Genomic DNA, 17,856 nt, shown 5'->3' with positions numbered 1-17,856 from the left:
AAAAGAATAAAAAAAGGCTCCAGAAAAACGGAGTCTTTTTTTATGAAAAATTTAAAATACTGCGATTCAAAAATCGATATATTTGTAACCAAGAAAAATCTAAAATTATGTTTGGTATAGGAGGAGGCGAATTAATCTTTATAATGTTTATTGTACTTATGCTTTTTGGCTCGGATAAAGTGCCTGAAATAGCGCGTACTATGGGAAAAGCGATGGCGCAGATAAAAAATGCAACCAACGATATAAAAAGCGAAATTCAAAAAGGAGCAGAGTCGAATGGTTTTGATACAAAAACATTGAGCGATATAAGAGGAAGTATTTCATCAGAAATCAATAAAGCTAAGGATAATCTATTAGGGGATACAAGCTCATTGACTGATATGACCGGTAATATAACATCAGAAATCAATAAAGCCAAAGACAATCTTTTAGGTGAAACTGCTACTCACGTTGAAAAAGTAAAAGAAGGAATTGACGATATTACGGGCCCAATAAAACGCCAAATGTAATGTTGGAAAAAATCCTGTCTCTTGATACCCAGTTGTTTATTTATTTGAACAGCTTAGGTTCTGAAACCTATGATGGATTATGGCTTTCTATAACCAAACAAATCAATTGGATTCCGTTATTTTTATTATTGTCTTACTTGATTTTTAAAAAATTAGGAACAAAACAAACCTTATATTTATTGCTATTTGTAGCTATTTTGATAACGATTACGGATCAAACTACCAATTTGTTTAAAAATGGATTTCAAAGGTTACGACCTTGTAATAATCCGGATATCAACACTTTTATTCGAGTAGTAAAAAAGAGTAATTCTTTTAGTTTCTTTTCAGGACATGCGGCAAATTCTATGGCAGTAGCTGCTTTTTTATTCTTCAATTTTAAACACAGAATCAAATATTTTGGTTTCTTATTTTTATGGCCGTTAATATTTGCCTACAGCCGAATATATCTAGGGTTGCATTATCCATTAGACATTTTAACAGGCTATTTTTTCGGATTTGTTTTTGGCTTCTTAATGTTTAAGATATATAAAGTAGCACAACGAAAATATTTTCCACAATAAAATAGGTAGTAAATTTTGGAGCTATTTCCTGCTATTCGCTTGTATCTTTACTTCCTTAAAGAACCAAGTAAAGGATACCGCTTCTATCAGGGCTAGGGCATTAGTTTTCCATAAAAAAAACAATTTTTGAATTGGTACAATTTAGATCCAAGATATTGCAACTGACATCTAAAATCTAAAGAACTCGACTAACAGTCAATCCATCGCGAATAGGTAATAAAACCGTTTCTACTCGGGGATCATTTGCCAGTAATTTATTGTATTCCAATAATACTTTTGTACTCAAATCTTTTGGGTTCAATGGTTCAAGAACTTTACCGCTCCACAATACATTATCGGATAAGATAATTCCGCCTTTATTCATTTTTGGAACAATCAATTCAAAATAGTTGAGGTAATTGTCTTTGTCAGCATCAATGAATACCAAATCAAATTTTATATCGAGCGTTGGAATAATAATAGTTGCTTCTCCCAAATGCTGAAAAATTTGCTTTCCCCAAGGTGATTTATCAAAATGTTTGCGCTGAAAATCTACCAATTCTTCTTTAATATCAATTGTATGTAGGGTTCCGTTTTCCTGCATTCCTTCGCATAAACACAATGCCGAATAACCGGTGTAAGTTCCAATTTCAAGAATAGTCACAGGCCGAATCAATTTCGATAGCATACTCAAAACGCGACCTTGGAAATGACCACTCAACATTCTTGGTAATAAGATTTTTTGGTATGTTTCTTTATTCAAAGCCGCTAATAAAGCTGGCTCTTTTTCAGAATGTTGCTCGATATAATCTTCTAATTCTTGGGAAATGAAATGCATTTATCTTAAACTTTTTATTAGATCTTGGAAAGTATTGAATATTCTAACAACATAAATTGTGTTGTGATGGAATTGGTAAAGTATTTTGTAATTTCGGGTGATTATTCTTCTACAATCAATTCTGTATTCGTCAATTTGGAATTGATCAGGAAAAGTAATTGAATTCAAACTTCCGAAAATTTCATTTGTTATTTTAGTAGCAACTGGGAGAGAAATATTTTGTTCTAATGAAAGATAAATGTCTTTTAAATCAAGTTTTGCATTAGTAGTCCAGAAAACTGCATAAGTAGGATTACTCATTTTTCCAGGTTTTCATTTCTTCAATAAGATTTTCTTGAGAAATTACTCTGTTGTATTTGATGTCTTCTAATCCTTCCTCAACTTTATTATGGTATTCCGAAAGTGTCAAGGCTTTTCCATTTGCGTCATAAGAAACAATTTCATTCAAATAATTATCAAATACGGATGACACAATACGAAGTACTCTTTCATCTGCTAAATCTAATTGAAGTTGGATTTTATGTTTTAATTCAGGAAGTCCCATTTTTACTAATTTATATACAAATTTACAAAAAAATATAATACGTTTATTTAATTGTCTTTCACTAAGAACTCAAGCTCTTTTTCAGAATATTACTCAATGTAATTTTCTAATTCTTGGGAAATGAAATGGATTTTGGTTAGTTTTTTGGATAGCAAACGTATTGAAAAATCCGATTTTATTGCAAACACGCTTTTTCTTTTATTTTTCATTTTTTTTAGTAGCAAAGAAGAGATTAATTTGGGTAAATTTCTTTAAAAGTCAATATTTGAAAGAAAAATAAGTGGAATATCACTTAAAGTGGGTATTGTATGGTTAAAATGTAATTCTTAAAATTGCATTCAATAAATATTTAAAGTCTTAATTACCGTTAATTTTTATTAAATATTAATGATAAAAATAATTTTAACTTAAAAAATGAATTTTTTAGAAATGAAAAAATTAACCAACCAAATTTTTAAAATTAGTGTTTTTCTAATAACAGCTTTTCTTTTGTTTAGCTGTGCATTGAATCCCATGATGATACTATTTTAGAAGAGAAATTAGGCACCCAGTCGAATGAATTAAAGACAGTTCCACTAGAAAATTCTATTGATTTTTTCAAGAAATTAAATAGTAATCGACTTGCTAAAAGAGATTCAGATACAACTGGTATTGGTTTAGAAATTGATTTGGCTTCATTAGAGCAAGTTGATATAACTGATACAGACGCGAAATTAAATATAGCAAGTGCAACTACTAAATTTGAAGGTGTCGAAACGGAAATTTTGCAAATAGAAATAGATGGAGAATTGCAAACTGTTTTGTTTCACCACGTCCCTGAAAACAATATTACTAATAAGAAGACGAATAAAATAGCATCCGAAGCTTTTACGGGGTCTGTTTATTCCACTGATTTAAAGGGTCGAGTGCTTAGTGGTTTTAAAATTAATGGAGGAACTATTGCTGGGGCATATGATTTTAGCCCAGTTTATTCTATAGACCCTCCTATAAAACTAAAAGAAGTTATTATTACTAACTATTACACTAAACCTGTTGCTACAAACGATGCTTACACCATGATGAATTATCAATTTGTAAGATCACAAAATAATGGTTCTTCAATGGGTATTGCTTATGCCGATTATTTCAAATATCTAGCAATAAAAGCATTTAATGATAAAATTAAGGACGACCAACTCAAACCTTGTTTGCAAAAAATACTTAACGACCTAAAAAAAATTAGTGCTAGTCCTGGTAATATGATTGCTAATTTTACAGGTGACGGCTATTCCACAAATTATAATTGGAATGTAAAATCAGGAACAATAGAAGGCCTAGCTTCAGGACAAACAGATCCAAATTATAATATGTGAGTGGTATAACGACTACCTTTGACTCTCAAAAATATCCAAACACTACCGACTTGTCTTGGTCCAGAACTATGCTACATGAATCCATTCACGCTTATTTAGTAACTTATTTTAAAGTTGATAGATCTGGTTGGATTGCGACATATCCTGAAATGGTTAAAGATTTTGGAGTTAAACAAAATTGGAATACTGTTGATCACGAAGAAATAGCAAGAAGCTTAGTGAAGGCGATAGGAGTGGCTTTAGAAACTTATGGTGTTAGTCAAGGCTATAATTTGACTAAACAATTTTACGAAGATATAGCTTGGGGAGGTCTTCAAGACACCGATGCATTTAAAGCTTTACCCTCTGTAGATAAACAAAGGATTTCGGACACTCTATCGGCAGAGCTAACAGGAATGGATATTAATGGAGAGTATAAATCACAGAAAGGTAAAAAAGCTGGCTGTTAATATTTTTTTTATGAAGAAATTTGATCATATTATATTGTTATTTATTTTTTTATTAGTTTTTGGTGGATGTTCGTCTATTAAAAATGAACTAATTCCGACCGCTAATAAAGGGGGATATAAAGTCAAAGTAATCAAGACCAAACCTAAAATTAATTCAGACGAACTTACTATCAAAGGGACTGTCTTTGATGTCAAAACAGGTAATCCAATAAGTTATACAATATTGAAAGTTGGATGTATTGAAATTCATGCTTCATCTCAAGGGGAATACTCTTATAAAACTAAAAATTTCAAATATGATTATTTTTTTATAGAGGTGAATTCAGTAGGTTACAAAACAATCATAACAAATTTTCTAGATTTAACGAATAAAAATGAAGTGAAAATTGACTTTTATTTAGCCGAAGAGGATAGACCTATAATAGAGTGCGAAGGGGTAAATTATAAATTGAAATAATTACACCCAATAGGTTTTTAAATCATATACTTGTTCGCGATGCTATCTAGCGGCAAAAATAGCCGCGCTTCACGAAGAATTTACTAAGGAATGCGGCATTGTTCTTGGAGTGTCTACGACCTCGCAGCCACAAAGTTGAAAAAAAACAAGTCAAACAGAAAAGAAACAGGCAATTTGCCTGTTTTTTTTTTGCACCGTTTACAATGTAATGAATGCGATATGGAAATTGTTCTAAAAGCACAGCGTTAATACTTTCAAATATTGAACTGAATTTTTGAAAACTACCCCAAAACGTCAAATTTGACGTTTTTTAGGTTTTTAGAAGAGACTGGACAAAATTTGTGTAAACTCAAATATAATATCCGTGACGGGGTATTTATTGTATAAGAAGCTATAAAGGGTGTTCCTAGAGTAAACTGTTGTTGGTAATTGGAGGGTTTGGTAGTATCTCATAATTTTAAAAGAAGTTTTTATGAAAACCGATGCCCTAGCCTAGATGGGAGCGATATCCTTTTCTTTTTTCCTTTAAAAAAGAAAAGATATAGCGCATAGATGGAAATAGCTCCTAATTCCCCGAATGATTTTTTTGACAGATTTCAAAAGTATAGATGGAAAGTGAATTTTTAGTAACTTAAAAAGACGTTTTCTTTTGAAGTCATTTCAGCTGTTTTCTTTGTGAGTCTTGAAGTGGAGGCGTATTTATTCTTAAAATTTTACTATCAAATCAACAAATCAACAAATTGTCATTAAATTTGCACCATGCAAATCGATAAAAAAGACATACGAGCCTTATCAAAAGAACAATTACGTGATTTTTTTGTGGCTAATAACGACAAAGCCTTTCGTGGAAATCAAGTTTATGAATGGTTGTGGAGCAAAGGTGCACACAGTTTTGAAGATATGACTAATGTTTCTAAGGGAACACGTACTATGCTTGAAGCTAACTTTGTTATCAATCACATCAAAGTGGATACCATGCAACGCAGTGAAGACGGAACCGTGAAAAATGCTGTTCGGTTACATGACGGTCTGGTCGTAGAATCTGTTTTGATACCTACAAATACGCGAACTACAGCTTGTGTTTCTAGCCAAGTGGGTTGTAGTTTGGATTGTAATTTTTGCGCTACAGCACGATTAAAAAGAATGCGAAATCTGGAACCAGCCGAAATTTATGATCAGGTAATTGCCATCGATAAAGAAAGTCGTTTGTATTACAATCATCCGTTGTCCAATATTGTTTTTATGGGAATGGGAGAGCCGCTCATGAATTACAATAACGTTTTGAAAGCAATCGAAATGATCACTTCTCCGGAAGGTTTAGGGATGTCGCCCAAACGTATTATGGTTTCCACTTCGGGAGTTCCTAAAATGATAAAAAAACTGGCTGATGATGACGTGAAATTCAAGCTGGCTGTTTCCTTACATTCTGCGATTGATGAAATCCGTTCTAGAATTATGCCTTTTAGCGAAAATTTCCCTTTGGCAGATTTACGCGAATCATTAGAATATTGGTACCGAAAAACAAAAAGTAAAATCTCTTACGAATATGTGGTTTGGAAAGATATTAATGATAACAAAGCTTCGATTGATGCCTTAGTGAAATTTTGTAAATATGTTCCTTGTAAAGTCAATTTGATTGAATACAACCCAATCGATGACGGAGAATTCCAACAAGCTTCAGAAGAGTCTATTAATGCCTACATCAAAGCACTTGAGGCCAGTGGTATTGTTGTGAAAGTACGCCGTAGCCGCGGAAAAGATATAGATGCTGCCTGTGGTCAACTGGCAAATAAAGAAGCATAAAAAAGGAGTTCAATCTTGAACTCCTTTTTTGGTTTAATATCTATTAAGTCTTTTAATTACCTAAAGTAATTTGAGTTGCTGTACCACCATCAATGGATAGCATGGCTAAATTATCACAATCACCTGTTCCATAATCAATTGTTGCGAAATGCGAGTTTTTTGAAAGTTTTACTATTCCAGAAACAGGAAATGGCATCGGAACGGGTATTAAACTACAAGCAGTTTTATGAACTAAGGGTGTTGCTGATTCTATTAAAGAAGTAAAAATAGTCCCATTTGGGTGTGTTGTTGTAAATGTCCCATAAGTTGAATATACATCATCCGTTGGACTTAAACGAGTTAAAAATCCAGCAGTCATTTCTCTTATACGATCTCCATTACGTATGTAAATTCCAGTCGATGTGGTTAATTTCATATCGGTCATAGTAAATGTGGTTTTTGGATGCAAGGTGGTCCCACTGCCCAGCATTTCTCTTTTCCAAGTTGAGACTCCTTCCAGTTTATTATCATTGATGTAAAAATTATGATAGGTAACAGTCATGATTTTAGGAAAAGTGGTTCCAATAGTTCGGGTTAAAATAATTTGCCCTTTTAGAGAATGTCCTCTAAAGATACAGGCGGAAGTTTCAGTTCCAAAAGTAATAGTTAAGACTCTAACAGAAATGGTTGATCCTAAATCACTAACTATTGCACAGCTAGGTAATAATGAATGATAATTCTCCGTAATTTTGCCAGTTGTGGAACCTTCACTTACTTCATATTGATTATCCGCAATAAATGATATATCGTCTATGGCATTATCCATTTTCTGAGTTGAAGCGACATCACTACTGGTAACTGTTGCTTCTGCAGTTGTAGAACTAGAGTCTTGCGAACAGCTTGTGAATGCAAGAATGCTCAAAGTTATTCCAAATAATAAAATTTTCTTTTTCATAACAAATAGGTTTTAGGTTAAAGCTTTGATTTGTAAAAGTATAAAAGGTTTAATTGGGGCTCAATTAGACTATAAAAATACAAAAATTTACTTAGAAAAATTATCGTTTCATAAATTTAGTTCTGTTAGAGAGCTATTTATAAAGACAGAGAACAGAGAGTCAAAAATGGGTTTTAAAATAGAAAGCGATTAAAAAAACATATAACTACAGGAAATAGATAAAGGTTTTTATTTAAAATAGTATATTTGAAATCTAAATGAATGTCACCTCTAAAATAAAACAGCCCATTTTCAATGAAATGGAACTTTTTGAAAAAAAGTTCTACGAATCGATGACTTCAAAAGTGGCTTTGTTAAATAGAATCACCTATTATATTGTAAACAGAAAGGGAAAGCAAATGCGTCCTATGTTTGTTTTTCTGACTGCCAAAATGGTTTCGGGAGGTATTGTAAACGAAAGAACCTATCGAGGAGCTTGTGTTATTGAACTTATTCATACCGCTACATTAGTTCACGATGATGTTGTTGATGACAGCAATCGTCGAAGAGGTTTTTTCTCTATCAATGCCCTTTGGAAAAATAAAATTGCAGTTCTGGTTGGGGATTATTTATTGTCTAAAGGATTGTTGCTTTCTATAGATAATGGGGATTTTGATTTACTTCGAATTATTTCTGTCGCTGTTCGCGAAATGAGTGAAGGCGAGTTACTCCAAATAGAAAAAGCCCGAAGACTTGACATCACAGAAGATGTTTATTATGAAATCATTCGAAAAAAGACAGCAACACTTATTGCTGCCTGTTGTGCTCTTGGTGCAAAATCCGTTATTGAGGATGAAGTTCAGGTGGAGAACATGCGAAAATTTGGTGAACTCATCGGAATGGCTTTTCAAATAAAAGATGATTTGTTCGATTATACCGATGAAGCCATTGGAAAACCAACAGGAATTGACATAAAAGAACAAAAAATGACTTTACCTCTTATTCATGTTTTGAATACGTGTACTTCCAAAGAAAAAAGTTGGCTGATTAATTCCATTAAAAACCATAATAAAGATAAAAAACGCGTTAAAGAAGTTATTGCTTTTGTAAAAAACAATAATGGATTACTTTATGCAGAACAAAAAATGGTAGAATTCCAGCAAGAAGCACTTTTACTTTTAGATAATTATCCAGATTCTGAGTTTAAAGATTCGTTGATTTTGATGGTCAACTATGTTATTGAAAGGAAAAAATAATTTTTTTCCAAAATAATTTCCCTTCGTAAACTATTGATTTTGTTATCTTTTTTTATTTTCGAACAATAAAATAAAAAAAAATATAAAATAACATGCAACCTTTTTGCATTGTTAATCGTCTATGCTAATAGAAACACTTTATAAAGATTTTGAAAGTAATCAACTTACATCAGGAGGAAAATGAATTAATTCAGTTAGCTGTCGAAAGTAATCGGCAGGCGCAACAGAAGATTTATACCCAGTTTTCTCCAAAAATGTTAAGTGTTTGCCGTCAATACATAAAAGACATTCATCAGGCAGAAGATATCATGATTACCGCTTTTATGAAGGTTTTTACCAATCTGAAAAATTTTCAGCACAAAGGAAGTTTCGAAGGTTGGATTAGAAGAATTATGGTGAACGAATGTATTTCTTTCATTAGAGTCCAAAAAAAGGTGAAATATATTGAGGATGAAGACTGTTTTGAAGAAAGCTTCAATAACATCGAAAGCCAATTTTCAATTGATGCTATTCAATTTTTGATCGACAGTTTGCCGGATGGCTATAAAATGGTTTTCAATTTATATGCTATCGAAGGCTATAAACATCAGGAGATTGCCAGCATGTTAGGAATTAATGAAGGAACATCTAAATCGCAATTGTCGCATGCCAGAAAAATGCTGCAAGGACAAATTAGCAAGTTAAAAAATTACGATAATGGAACGGAATAAATTAGAAACACAGTTAAAAGAGCAATTGGATTCTCGGGAAATCAAACCATCAGAAATGGCTTGGAACAAACTGGATGCAATGCTTACGGTTGCTGACCCGAGCAATAGCGAACAGGCGAAGCAAAAACCGAAAGCTAAGTTTCCGTGGATGTATATTGCGGCAAGTATTCTGGGGTTTCTATTAATAGGGACTGTTTACTTTAGTCAAAAAGAAGATGCAATTAAAAATCAGAAAAATGAGGTTGTGATTCAGAATACGGTTAATCCTAAAACTACTGTAACTCCTGCTATTGTAGTCAATCCGAAAATAGAAGAAGAAAAAAGGGTAGCTGCGAATGTTGTCCAAAAACCAACTTCAAAAATCAATAAAACTACTCAGTTAAAAGAAGAATCAATAATCATTAAGAAGAGTTCAAATCATAATCAAGTAGCAGAAGTTTCAATCATTAATCAAAAAAAAGAACAAAAATCAATCACACCCCAGACCAATAGTGTTTCAATTGACGAACTGTTAGCAGCTGTTGAAAATCCTTCGAAAAGGGAAAAACAATTGAATCAAAAACCGGTTGTGCATGTAAATGCAAGTAATTTGCTCTCGCAAGTGGATGGAGAATTAGAGCTTTCCTTTCGAGAAAAAATAATCAATAAGGTAAGTAAGAATTACCAAACAGTAAAAGTAGCTTTGTCCAATCGCAACTTAGAATAAAAATCATCAATCATCATTAAAATCAAATCATCATGAGAAATTTCACCATTTACTTAGCACTACTTTTATGTCTTTATGCCAGCAAAATGCTTGGACAGGAAACTTTTGAAAAACGAGCAAAAAACATCGCTTCAAAAATAGAAACGATTACAAAAGAAGAAAAAGCAGCTTTGAAAATAGAAGTAGAAGCGGTTAACAATCAATTAATAAACGGCACAATTTCTAGAGAAGAAGCAGAGAATAAAAAGAAAGTATTGGCAGAAGCCAGAGCTGTAAATATTGAATCGAAAGTGGCTCAGGAGCAAGAAAACTTGAAAAATCTAGTTCAAGAAAAAGTAGATGGAAAAATTAAGGAGCAGGATACTCTGAAAAAACGCAAATTTGAATTGAATTGGGATTGGGAAAAAGATTCAAAAAGGAATGATTCTATTCGTTCAACAAAAGGAGAGCTAAGAACAACCTCGCAATTTGTTTTTGCAGCGGGCTTAAATAATTTAGTTACAGATGGGAAAGTTCAGGATTCTGACTATAGATTTCTTGGTTCGCATTTTTACGAATTAGGGGTTTCATATAATAGCAGAATCGCTAAAAATAATAATCTGCTTCACGCTAAATATGGCTTGTCAGTGATGTATAATAATTTACGCCCCACAGACAATCGTAATTTTGTAGTAAGTGGTAACCAGACTAATCTTGTGGTTAATCCTGTTGATTTAAATGATTCTCGTTTTAGAAATGTATATTTAGTGGCACCAGTTCATTTAGAGTTTGATTTTTCAGGTAAAAAGATGAAAGAGGACAAGCCATTTTTCAAAACACATCAAAGTTTCCGTCTTGGAGTAGGTGGTTATGCAGGAATCAACTTAAAGTCAAAACAAATTATCAAATATGATGATAATGATTTAAAAGCTACTGAAAAAACCAAAGGAGATTTTAATACCAGTAATTTCATCTATGGTTTGAGTACTTATATTGGATATAAAGAAACGAGTTTGTACTTGAAATATAATTTGAATCCTTTGTTTAAAGACAATGCAGTGAAACAAAATAACGTTTCTTTAGGACTGCGTTTCGATTTAAATTAAAATTTGGTTCAGTTAGTTTTATACTTTGAGAAGCACTTTGAAAGAAGTGCTTTTTTTATTTTAGATAGAATTATCAAATTTGATTTGTGTATTTTTACAAACTTTTCAATTATTAAATATTACGTAAAATTTGATTTCAAAAGCCACTATAGATACTGTTTTCGAAACTGCTCGTGTAGAGGAGGTTATTGGTGATTTTGTGCTATTGAAGCGTGCAGGAAGTAACTTCAAGGGATTAAGTCCATTTTCTGAAGAGCGTTCTCCATCGTTCATGGTTTCTCCTGCTAAAGGAATTTGGAAAGATTTTAGTTCTGGAAAAGGTGGTAACTCTGTAGCTTTCTTGATGGAACACGAAAAATTTACGTATCCGGAAGCTATTCGCTATTTAGCCAAAAAATACAATATTGAAATTGAAGAAACCGAGCAAACGGATGAAGAGAAAGCCAATACTGATGTTCGAGAAAGTATGTATTTGGTCTCAGAATTTGCAAAAACTTATTTCCATAATACACTTTTAAACTCTGAAGAAGGAAAAGCAATTGGCTATTCTTATTTCAAAGAACGCGGTTTTACCAATGAGACTATAAAGAAATTTGGATTGGGTTATTCACCTGAAGCTTGGGACGCTTTTACCAAAGAAGCTTTAGGAAAAGGATACAAATTAGAATTCCTGGAAAGTACGGGTTTAACAATAGCAAGAGAAGACAGACCGTTTGATCGTTTCAAAAGTCGTGTAATGTTTCCTATACAAAGTATGTCTGGAAGAGTTTTGGGTTTTGGAGGTCGTATTCTTACGAATGATAAAAAAGCGGCAAAATACCTGAATTCTCCAGAAAGTGATATTTACCATAAAAGTAAAGTACTTTATGGAATTTTTCAAGCCAAACAAGCTATCGCTAAACTGAACAACTGTTATTTGGTTGAGGGATATACGGATGTAATTCAGTTCAATCAATCCGGAATTGAGAACGTGGTTGCTTCATCTGGAACGGCATTGACACCAGACCAAATCCGTTTGGTCAACAGATTGACCAAGAATATTACCGTTCTTTTTGATGGAGATGCTGCGGGACTTCGTGCTTCTATTCGAGGAATTGATTTGATTCTTGAGGAAGGAATGAATGTAAAAGTATGTACTTTTCCTGATGGTGAAGATCCTGACAGTTTTGCTAAAAAAACATCGTATAACGATTTAGTTTTATATCTCGAAAATAATGCAAAAGATTTTATTCAATTTAAAGCATCGCTTTTGATGAATGAAGCTAAGAATGATCCTATAAAAAAAGCCGATTTAATACGGGATATGGTATTGAGTATTTCTAAAATTCCAGATAGAATCCAGAGAGAAATTTATATTCAGGAATGTTCCAGAATTATGGATATTTCGGAGCAAGTGCTTGTTAGTACTTTGGCACAATTAGTTCAAAAAGATGTTTCTGAGGTTGGAAAAAAACAAAAACAAGAGCAAAAAGCTTTTGAAGTTGTGAAAAATGAAAATCCGGTTGAAGCTGAAAAAGTGGACGTTCTCTATCGTTTGGAAAGAAAAATTATCGAGATTCTTTTGTTGTACGGAAATAAAACTGAAGAGTTTGAAGATACTTTTTTGAAAACAAATGAGGATGGAGAAATAGAAAATGTTTTAGAAAAAAAGGAATATAAAGTATATCAGAGAATTTATTTGAGTCTTCAGGAGGATGAGGTTGAATTAGCCAATCCATTGTTTCGCGATATATTCAATAATTTGATAAACTTCTATCATCAGAATGAAAACTTCAGTTTAGAGCAATATTTGATGCATTTACAGGCAGATTTAGCGCAAGAAGTAACTGATATTTTAATGGAAGATGAAAGAGTTATTTTGCACAATTGGGAAGGGCAGAATATTTTTCCAAAATCTAAAAATGATACAATAGTTCAGAATGTTTCCGAGACTATTTTAACTTTGCGATGGTATTTAGTAGGTAGAATCATCGAAGAATTAAAAAGCTCTGTATTATCGGAAGTAAATTCAGATAATACAGAGCCTATGTCAATGATTATGGATTATAATATGTTAATCCATTCGTTTTCAAAAAAATTAGGAAGAGTAATGTCTAGATATTACTAAACAATTTCTAATGTTTTTGCTTTGTTTACTAAATCAACTAAATTGGTAACATTCAGTTTTGTTAGTAATCTTAATTTGTAAGTACTAATTGTTTTTTCGTTGAGTTTTAGAATTTCCGCTATTTCATGATTCTTTTTTCCATCACTTAAATAACGTAATACTTCTACCTCACGGTTAGAAAGCTTTCGATACAATCGTTCGCTCTTACTTTGTTTTGCAATTAATGCTAGGTTTTTCTTAACGGTTTCGTTAATAATTATCTTTCCTTGATGTACTTTGATAATTGAAATTCCTAAAGTTTCAAGTTTTTCTTTTTTGTGAATAAACCCTGAAACCCCAGCTTTTATGGCATTTGGTGCATAAATTTGTTCAGAAAGACCACTGAATATAATAATTTTTGTTTTTGGGAAGTTTTTCAAAACTGCTTTTACTTCAAAAATGCTTGAAAGCCCCTCTAATTCCAAATCCAATATTAATACATCAATCTCTTTGGTAAGCAGTATATCTCGTACCATCAAAAAATTACCAACATTGGCAACTATTGATATTTCGGCATGGTCTTTAAAGTAAGATTTTACTCCAAAATGCACTACGGGATAATTGTCGGCTAAACATACTTTAATCATGGTATTTAATTTTATTTAAGTGTTGTTTATTTTTTGGACAGTAAATTTAATAAAAAAATTCTGTAATTAATTGGAAATCAATACAAAATATTATTTTTTTTATAAATTTGATATTAAACAAACTGGTATTGCATTCATTTTGTGTTTGTTGGTGTTATTTAGTCGTTTGTAAATTTCAAAAACTACCTTTTCTCTGCTGGTAAAATCATTTGCTGATTTTCCAGTTTCATCCTCATTCATTGCCCATTCCAGCTCATCATAACTGGCACCTAATTGATCTTCATCAGTTCTTTCATCACCAAATAATCCATCAGAGGGAGATGCTTTTAAAATCGAATCTGGAACTTCTAAGTAAGCACCCAAGCTATACACTTGGGATTTTAATAAATCAGCAATAGGGCTCAAATCTACACCGCCATCGCCATATTTAGTGTAAAATCCAACACCGAAATCTTCTACTTTATTTCCAGTACCGGCAACCAGTAATCCATAAATGCCTGCAAAATAATACAAGGTAGTCATTCGTAAGCGTGCACGCGTATTGGCTTGAGATAAGTGGAGCTTATGGGTGTCAACATTATCCGGAACTATTTTTTTAAAACTTTCAAAAACATAAGTTAAATCAGCTTCAACACTTGTTACGTTTGGGAATCTATTTTTTAATTGTTCGATGTGTTCGCGTCCCCGGGTTACATGGCTGTGCGGCTGGTGGATTGGCATTTCGACACACAAAACTTGCAATCCGGTTTGTGCGCATAATGTTGAGGTCACCGCTGAATCTACTCCTCCAGAAATTCCTATGACAAATCCGTTAACTTTAGCATTTTCGGCATAAGTTTTTAACCAATTTACTATATGAGTATTCACTTTTTCAACTTGAATTGTACTTTTTTTAGTCATAATAGTTTACGTTTTAAAAATCAGGAATGTATATTTGCAAAGTCAATTTGTTGCGCACTCGCTTCCTTAGATTCTTTGGAAACAAATTTAATTAATATATATGAAAAAATATCTGTTTCTTGTAGTCTTTTGTCTCTTTATTTTATCCTGTGATAAAAAAAACAAAGTAGAAAGCGCTGTAACAGCAATTCCTTTAGAAGTAAAAGTGGAGCGTTTTGATAAAATATTTTTTGAAACTTCCCCGAAAGATTTAGAAAAAGTCAAAAAGGAGTTTCCTTACTTTTTTCCTGAAGGGAATGATAATAGTGTTTGGTTGCAAAAGATGCAGGATCCCATCTTGAGAGAATTATATACTGAAGTTCAAAAAAAATATGCTGATTTTGACCCTGAAAAACTTGAGCTTGAGTCACTTTTTAAACATATTAAATATTATTTCCCCCAGACTAAAGCGCCAAAAGTTATCACAGTAATCTCTGAAATGGATTATAAGAACAAAGTCATTTATGCAGATAGTCTGGTCATTATTTCGCTCGAATTGTATTTGGGCAAAAACCATAAGTTTTATCAGTTTCCAAATTATATAAAACAAAATTTTGAGCAAAGACAAATCTTACCTGATGTAGTTTCAAGTTTTTCATCTCGTAAAATTGCTCCTGTGACTGATAAAAAAATGTTAAGTCAAATGATTTATTTTGGAAAACAATTGTACTTAAAAGACTTACTTTTGCCAAATTATACGGATGCAGAAAAAATGGGATACACTCCTGAGCAAATAAAATGGTGTGAAGAAAATGAAAGTTATATGTGGCGTTATTTTATCGAAAAAGAAATGCTTTACAGTGATGATCAAAAGTTAATACCTCGATTTATAAATCCAGCGCCATTTTCTAAATTTTATTTGGAAATTGATAATGATTCGCCAGGACAAGTTGGTGCCTGGATAGGGTGGCAAATCGTTCGATCCTACATGAAAAATAATGAAGTTCCTATTGCAGATTTATTAAAAACAGATGCAAAAGAAATATTTGTGAAATCAAAATACAAACCTAAAAAGTAATGTCAAATCAAAATACCTCAGAAATTAAGTTTCTAATCGAATTAGACGATAACCGTGTTCCAGAAAAATTAATGTGGTCCGCAAAAGACGGTGGAGTAGAACAGGAAGAAGCTAAAGCTATTATGTTGTCCATTTGGGACAGTAAAGTAAAAGAAACGATGCGTATCGACTTATGGACAAAAGATATGCCTGTTGATGAAATGAAAATTTTCTTTCATCAAACTTTGGTTGCTATGTCTGAAACTTTCAAACGAGCCACTGATGATGAAAAAATGGCTGACACTATGAAAGATTTCTGTGATTATTTTGCAGAAAAATTGGACCTAACGAAATAAATACCGTTTTGTTCCAAAAAGAAATCCCAAAACTATTTTTTTGAAGTTTTGGGATTTTTTGTTTCTAAAATGTGACTAAGATTATTTTTTAAAACTGACTGTTGTTTTTGAAAACTTCTTGATTCACTTCGTCAATATAGGAAAGTAACTCTTCTTTTCCTGTAGATTCTGTTGCTGATGTAACAAAATAATGAGGCATCTCGGCCCAGTTATTAGCAAACATTTTCTTTTTGTATGCAGCGATATGAGAATCGATTTTTACTTTGCTTATTTTATCTGCTTTAGTAAAAACGATGCAAAAAGGAATTTCACTTTCGCCCATGTAAGACATAAAATCGATATCTATGGTTTGTGCTTCATGACGAATATCAATCAAAACAAAAGCGCAAACTAATTGTTCTCTTGTTTCAAAATAATCAGTGATGAATTCCTGAAAAATAGATTTTGTTTTTTTTGAAACCTTGGCATAGCCATAACCTGGTAAATCAACTAAGAACCAGTTACTGTTGATCAAAAAATGATTAATCAATTGTGTTTTTCCTGGTCTGCCAGATGTTTTAGCTAACTTTTTATGGTTTGTTAGCATGTTTATCAAAGAGGATTTACCAACATTTGATCGGCCTATAAAAGCATATTCCGGCAAAAAGTCTTTGGGACATTTGGCTACATCGGAGTTACTAATAATAAATTCGGCGGTATTAATTTTCATTTCTTTTAGGTGTAAAATTCTTCTTAAAGATTAGTGTATTGCTAAATGGGTATGAGTTAACCAATCCTCTAACAAACGATTAAACTCATCCGGATGTTCCATCATGGCAGCATGTCCGCATTTGTCTATCCAATATAGAGTGGAGTTAGGCAATAATTTATGAAACTCCTCTGCTACATCTGGAGGGGTAACTTTATCATTTTTCCCCCAAATAATACAAGTTTGAACATGCATTTTTGGTAAATCTTTTGCCATATTATGACGAATGGCACTTTTTGCTATCGTCAATGTTTTTATTAATTTTATTCTGTCATTTACGGATGCGTAAACTTCATCAATAAGTTCTTTAGTTGCTACTTTTGGATCATAAAATACATCTTCGGCTTTTTTCTTGATGTATTCATAGTCTCCTCTCTTTGGGTAGCTGTCGCCCATAGCGCTTTCGTAAAGTCCTGAACTACCTGTTATTACGAGTCCGGATACTTTTTCAGGATACATTTTAGTGTGATACAAAGCAATGTGTCCGCCTAATGAATTTCCTAAAAGGATTACTCTTTCTAATCCTTTGAATGTGATAAAATCTTTAACGTATTTTGCAAAACTTTTTACGTTTGTTTTTAAAATATTCTGTGTGTATATAGGTAAATCTGGAATGATTATTTTATATCCTTTATTAGAAAAGTAGCTTGCAACAGCATCAAAGTTGCTTAGTCCTCCCATTAGACCATGTAAGATGACAATTGGTGTTCCTTCGCCTGCTTCATAATAGCTGTATCTACCTTCTTTTTTATAGTATTTTTCCATGTTTTTGAATCTGGATTTTCAATTTTGACAAATATAGGATTTAATAAATAAAAATGAATTTTTACAACAATTTTTAATTATTAAATTCTATCGGCAAATATGAAAATAAGAAGCTATTTTTTGCGTATTTATCTGCAATTTTATGATTATACTC

The 17,856-nt window shown here is 32.3% G+C and carries 21 protein-coding genes; 13 read left to right on the top strand and 8 right to left on the bottom strand.

Annotation, left to right across the window (positions count from 1 at the left end; all coding sequences use genetic code 11):
* The first annotated feature begins 107 nt into the window (after window positions 1-107).
* Complete coding sequence (locus ACM55I_RS01295; protein WP_416844984.1) at window positions 108-509, top strand: Sec-independent protein translocase subunit TatA/TatB; 402 nt, start codon at window positions 108-110, stop codon at window positions 507-509.
* Window positions 509-1,072: a phosphatase PAP2 family protein gene (locus ACM55I_RS01290; RefSeq protein WP_416844983.1), complete on the top strand. Its 564-nt coding sequence runs from the start codon at window positions 509-511 to the stop codon at window positions 1,070-1,072. The genes ACM55I_RS01295 and ACM55I_RS01290 overlap by 1 nt, the downstream gene beginning before the upstream one ends.
* A 175-nt stretch (window positions 1,073-1,247) precedes the next feature.
* Here the strand turns inward: ACM55I_RS01290 and ACM55I_RS01285 are convergent, their stop codons facing one another.
* From ACM55I_RS01285 to ACM55I_RS01275, 3 genes are read right to left on the bottom strand one after another with little or no spacing between them, the layout of a single operon-like run.
* The gene (locus tag ACM55I_RS01285) at window positions 1,248-1,889 is read right to left on the bottom strand and encodes an O-methyltransferase (RefSeq protein ID WP_416844982.1); all 642 of its coding nucleotides are present in this window, start codon (window positions 1,887-1,889) and stop codon (window positions 1,248-1,250) included.
* Window positions 1,890-2,189, bottom strand: coding sequence for a type II toxin-antitoxin system RelE/ParE family toxin (locus tag ACM55I_RS01280; protein WP_416844981.1), 300 nt, complete (start codon window positions 2,187-2,189; stop codon window positions 1,890-1,892).
* The gene (locus ACM55I_RS01275) at window positions 2,182-2,433 is read right to left on the bottom strand and encodes a hypothetical protein (RefSeq protein ID WP_416844980.1); all 252 of its coding nucleotides are present in this window, start codon (window positions 2,431-2,433) and stop codon (window positions 2,182-2,184) included. Before ACM55I_RS01275 ends, ACM55I_RS01280 begins: the two co-directional genes overlap by 8 nt.
* A 668-nt stretch (window positions 2,434-3,101) precedes the next feature.
* Here ACM55I_RS01275 and ACM55I_RS01270 point away from each other — a divergent pair.
* The 4 genes from ACM55I_RS01270 (at window position 3,102) to rlmN (ending at window position 6,494) form a co-directional block, all read left to right on the top strand.
* Window positions 3,102-3,785, top strand: coding sequence for a hypothetical protein (locus tag ACM55I_RS01270; protein ID WP_416844979.1), 684 nt, complete (start codon window positions 3,102-3,104; stop codon window positions 3,783-3,785).
* Entirely contained in the window at window positions 3,782-4,234 is a 453-nt protein-coding gene (locus tag ACM55I_RS01265) for a hypothetical protein (RefSeq protein ID WP_416844978.1), read from the top strand. Before ACM55I_RS01270 ends, ACM55I_RS01265 begins: the two co-directional genes overlap by 4 nt.
* Before the next feature lie 10 nt (window positions 4,235-4,244).
* The gene (locus ACM55I_RS01260) at window positions 4,245-4,691 is read left to right on the top strand and encodes a peptidase associated/transthyretin-like domain-containing protein (RefSeq protein ID WP_416844977.1); all 447 of its coding nucleotides are present in this window, start codon (window positions 4,245-4,247) and stop codon (window positions 4,689-4,691) included.
* Window positions 4,692-5,450: 759 nt separating this feature from the next.
* Window positions 5,451-6,494 (top strand): dual-specificity RNA methyltransferase RlmN, encoded by a 1,044-nt coding sequence (gene rlmN, locus ACM55I_RS01255; RefSeq protein ID WP_039108904.1) that lies wholly within the window; start codon window positions 5,451-5,453, stop codon window positions 6,492-6,494.
* A gap of 52 nt (window positions 6,495-6,546) precedes the next feature.
* On the opposite strand, the gene ACM55I_RS01250 is transcribed toward rlmN, so the two are convergent.
* Window positions 6,547-7,428 (bottom strand): hypothetical protein, encoded by an 882-nt coding sequence (locus ACM55I_RS01250; protein WP_416844976.1) that lies wholly within the window; start codon window positions 7,426-7,428, stop codon window positions 6,547-6,549.
* A gap of 257 nt (window positions 7,429-7,685) precedes the next feature.
* Between ACM55I_RS01250 and ACM55I_RS01245 the strand changes: the two genes are divergently transcribed.
* The 5 genes from ACM55I_RS01245 (at window position 7,686) to dnaG (ending at window position 13,271) form a co-directional block, all read left to right on the top strand.
* Window positions 7,686-8,663 carry a polyprenyl synthetase family protein gene (locus ACM55I_RS01245; RefSeq protein WP_416844975.1) on the top strand — a complete coding sequence of 326 codons (978 nt, stop codon included), beginning with the start codon at window positions 7,686-7,688 and terminating at the stop codon, window positions 8,661-8,663.
* Between the two features lie 149 nt (window positions 8,664-8,812).
* Window positions 8,813-9,373, top strand: a complete 561-nt coding sequence (locus ACM55I_RS01240; RefSeq protein ID WP_416844974.1) for an RNA polymerase sigma factor — start codon at window positions 8,813-8,815, stop codon at window positions 9,371-9,373.
* On the top strand, window positions 9,360-10,079 hold the full coding sequence (locus ACM55I_RS01235; protein WP_416844973.1) for a hypothetical protein: 720 nt from the start codon (window positions 9,360-9,362) through the stop codon (window positions 10,077-10,079). The genes ACM55I_RS01240 and ACM55I_RS01235 overlap by 14 nt, the downstream gene beginning before the upstream one ends.
* Before the next feature lie 32 nt (window positions 10,080-10,111).
* Window positions 10,112-11,164, top strand: a complete 1,053-nt coding sequence (locus ACM55I_RS01230) for a hypothetical protein (RefSeq protein WP_416844972.1) — start codon at window positions 10,112-10,114, stop codon at window positions 11,162-11,164.
* A 130-nt stretch (window positions 11,165-11,294) separates the two neighbouring features.
* A complete protein-coding gene (dnaG, locus tag ACM55I_RS01225; RefSeq protein ID WP_416844971.1) occupies window positions 11,295-13,271 on the top strand; it encodes a DNA primase in 1,977 nt (658 codons plus the stop codon).
* On the opposite strand, the gene ACM55I_RS01220 is transcribed toward dnaG, so the two are convergent.
* Window positions 13,268-13,897, bottom strand: a complete 630-nt coding sequence (locus ACM55I_RS01220) for a LuxR C-terminal-related transcriptional regulator (RefSeq protein WP_416844970.1) — start codon at window positions 13,895-13,897, stop codon at window positions 13,268-13,270. The genes dnaG and ACM55I_RS01220 overlap by 4 nt on opposite strands.
* A 99-nt stretch (window positions 13,898-13,996) precedes the next feature.
* Window positions 13,997-14,797 carry an NAD(+) synthase gene (gene nadE / locus ACM55I_RS01215; protein WP_416844969.1) on the bottom strand — a complete coding sequence of 267 codons (801 nt, stop codon included), beginning with the start codon at window positions 14,795-14,797 and terminating at the stop codon, window positions 13,997-13,999.
* Between the two features lie 100 nt (window positions 14,798-14,897).
* On the opposite strand from nadE, the gene gldB reads away from it, so the two are divergent.
* Entirely contained in the window at window positions 14,898-15,854 is a 957-nt protein-coding gene (gldB, locus tag ACM55I_RS01210) for a gliding motility lipoprotein GldB (RefSeq protein WP_416844968.1), read from the top strand.
* A complete protein-coding gene (gene gldC / locus ACM55I_RS01205) occupies window positions 15,854-16,189 on the top strand; it encodes a gliding motility protein GldC (protein ID WP_416844967.1) in 336 nt (111 codons plus the stop codon). Before gldB ends, gldC begins: the two co-directional genes overlap by 1 nt.
* Window positions 16,190-16,277: 88 nt before the next feature.
* On the opposite strand, the gene yihA is transcribed toward gldC, so the two are convergent.
* Together yihA and ACM55I_RS01195 are read right to left on the bottom strand one after the other, a co-directional pair.
* Window positions 16,278-16,898: a ribosome biogenesis GTP-binding protein YihA/YsxC gene (gene yihA / locus ACM55I_RS01200; RefSeq protein ID WP_416844966.1), complete on the bottom strand. Its 621-nt coding sequence runs from the start codon at window positions 16,896-16,898 to the stop codon at window positions 16,278-16,280.
* 30 nt (window positions 16,899-16,928) lie between these two features.
* Window positions 16,929-17,702 carry an alpha/beta fold hydrolase gene (locus ACM55I_RS01195; protein ID WP_039108917.1) on the bottom strand — a complete coding sequence of 258 codons (774 nt, stop codon included), beginning with the start codon at window positions 17,700-17,702 and terminating at the stop codon, window positions 16,929-16,931.
* Window positions 17,703-17,856 lie beyond the last annotated feature (154 nt).

Origin of the sequence: Flavobacterium algoris, assembly GCF_048158525.1 — a bacterium.
In the GTDB taxonomy this organism is placed as follows: Bacteria; Bacteroidota; Bacteroidia; order Flavobacteriales; family Flavobacteriaceae; genus Flavobacterium; species Flavobacterium algoris.
Note: the sequence above shows the minus strand (reverse complement) of the source record. Positions and strands in the feature narration are given on the sequence as shown.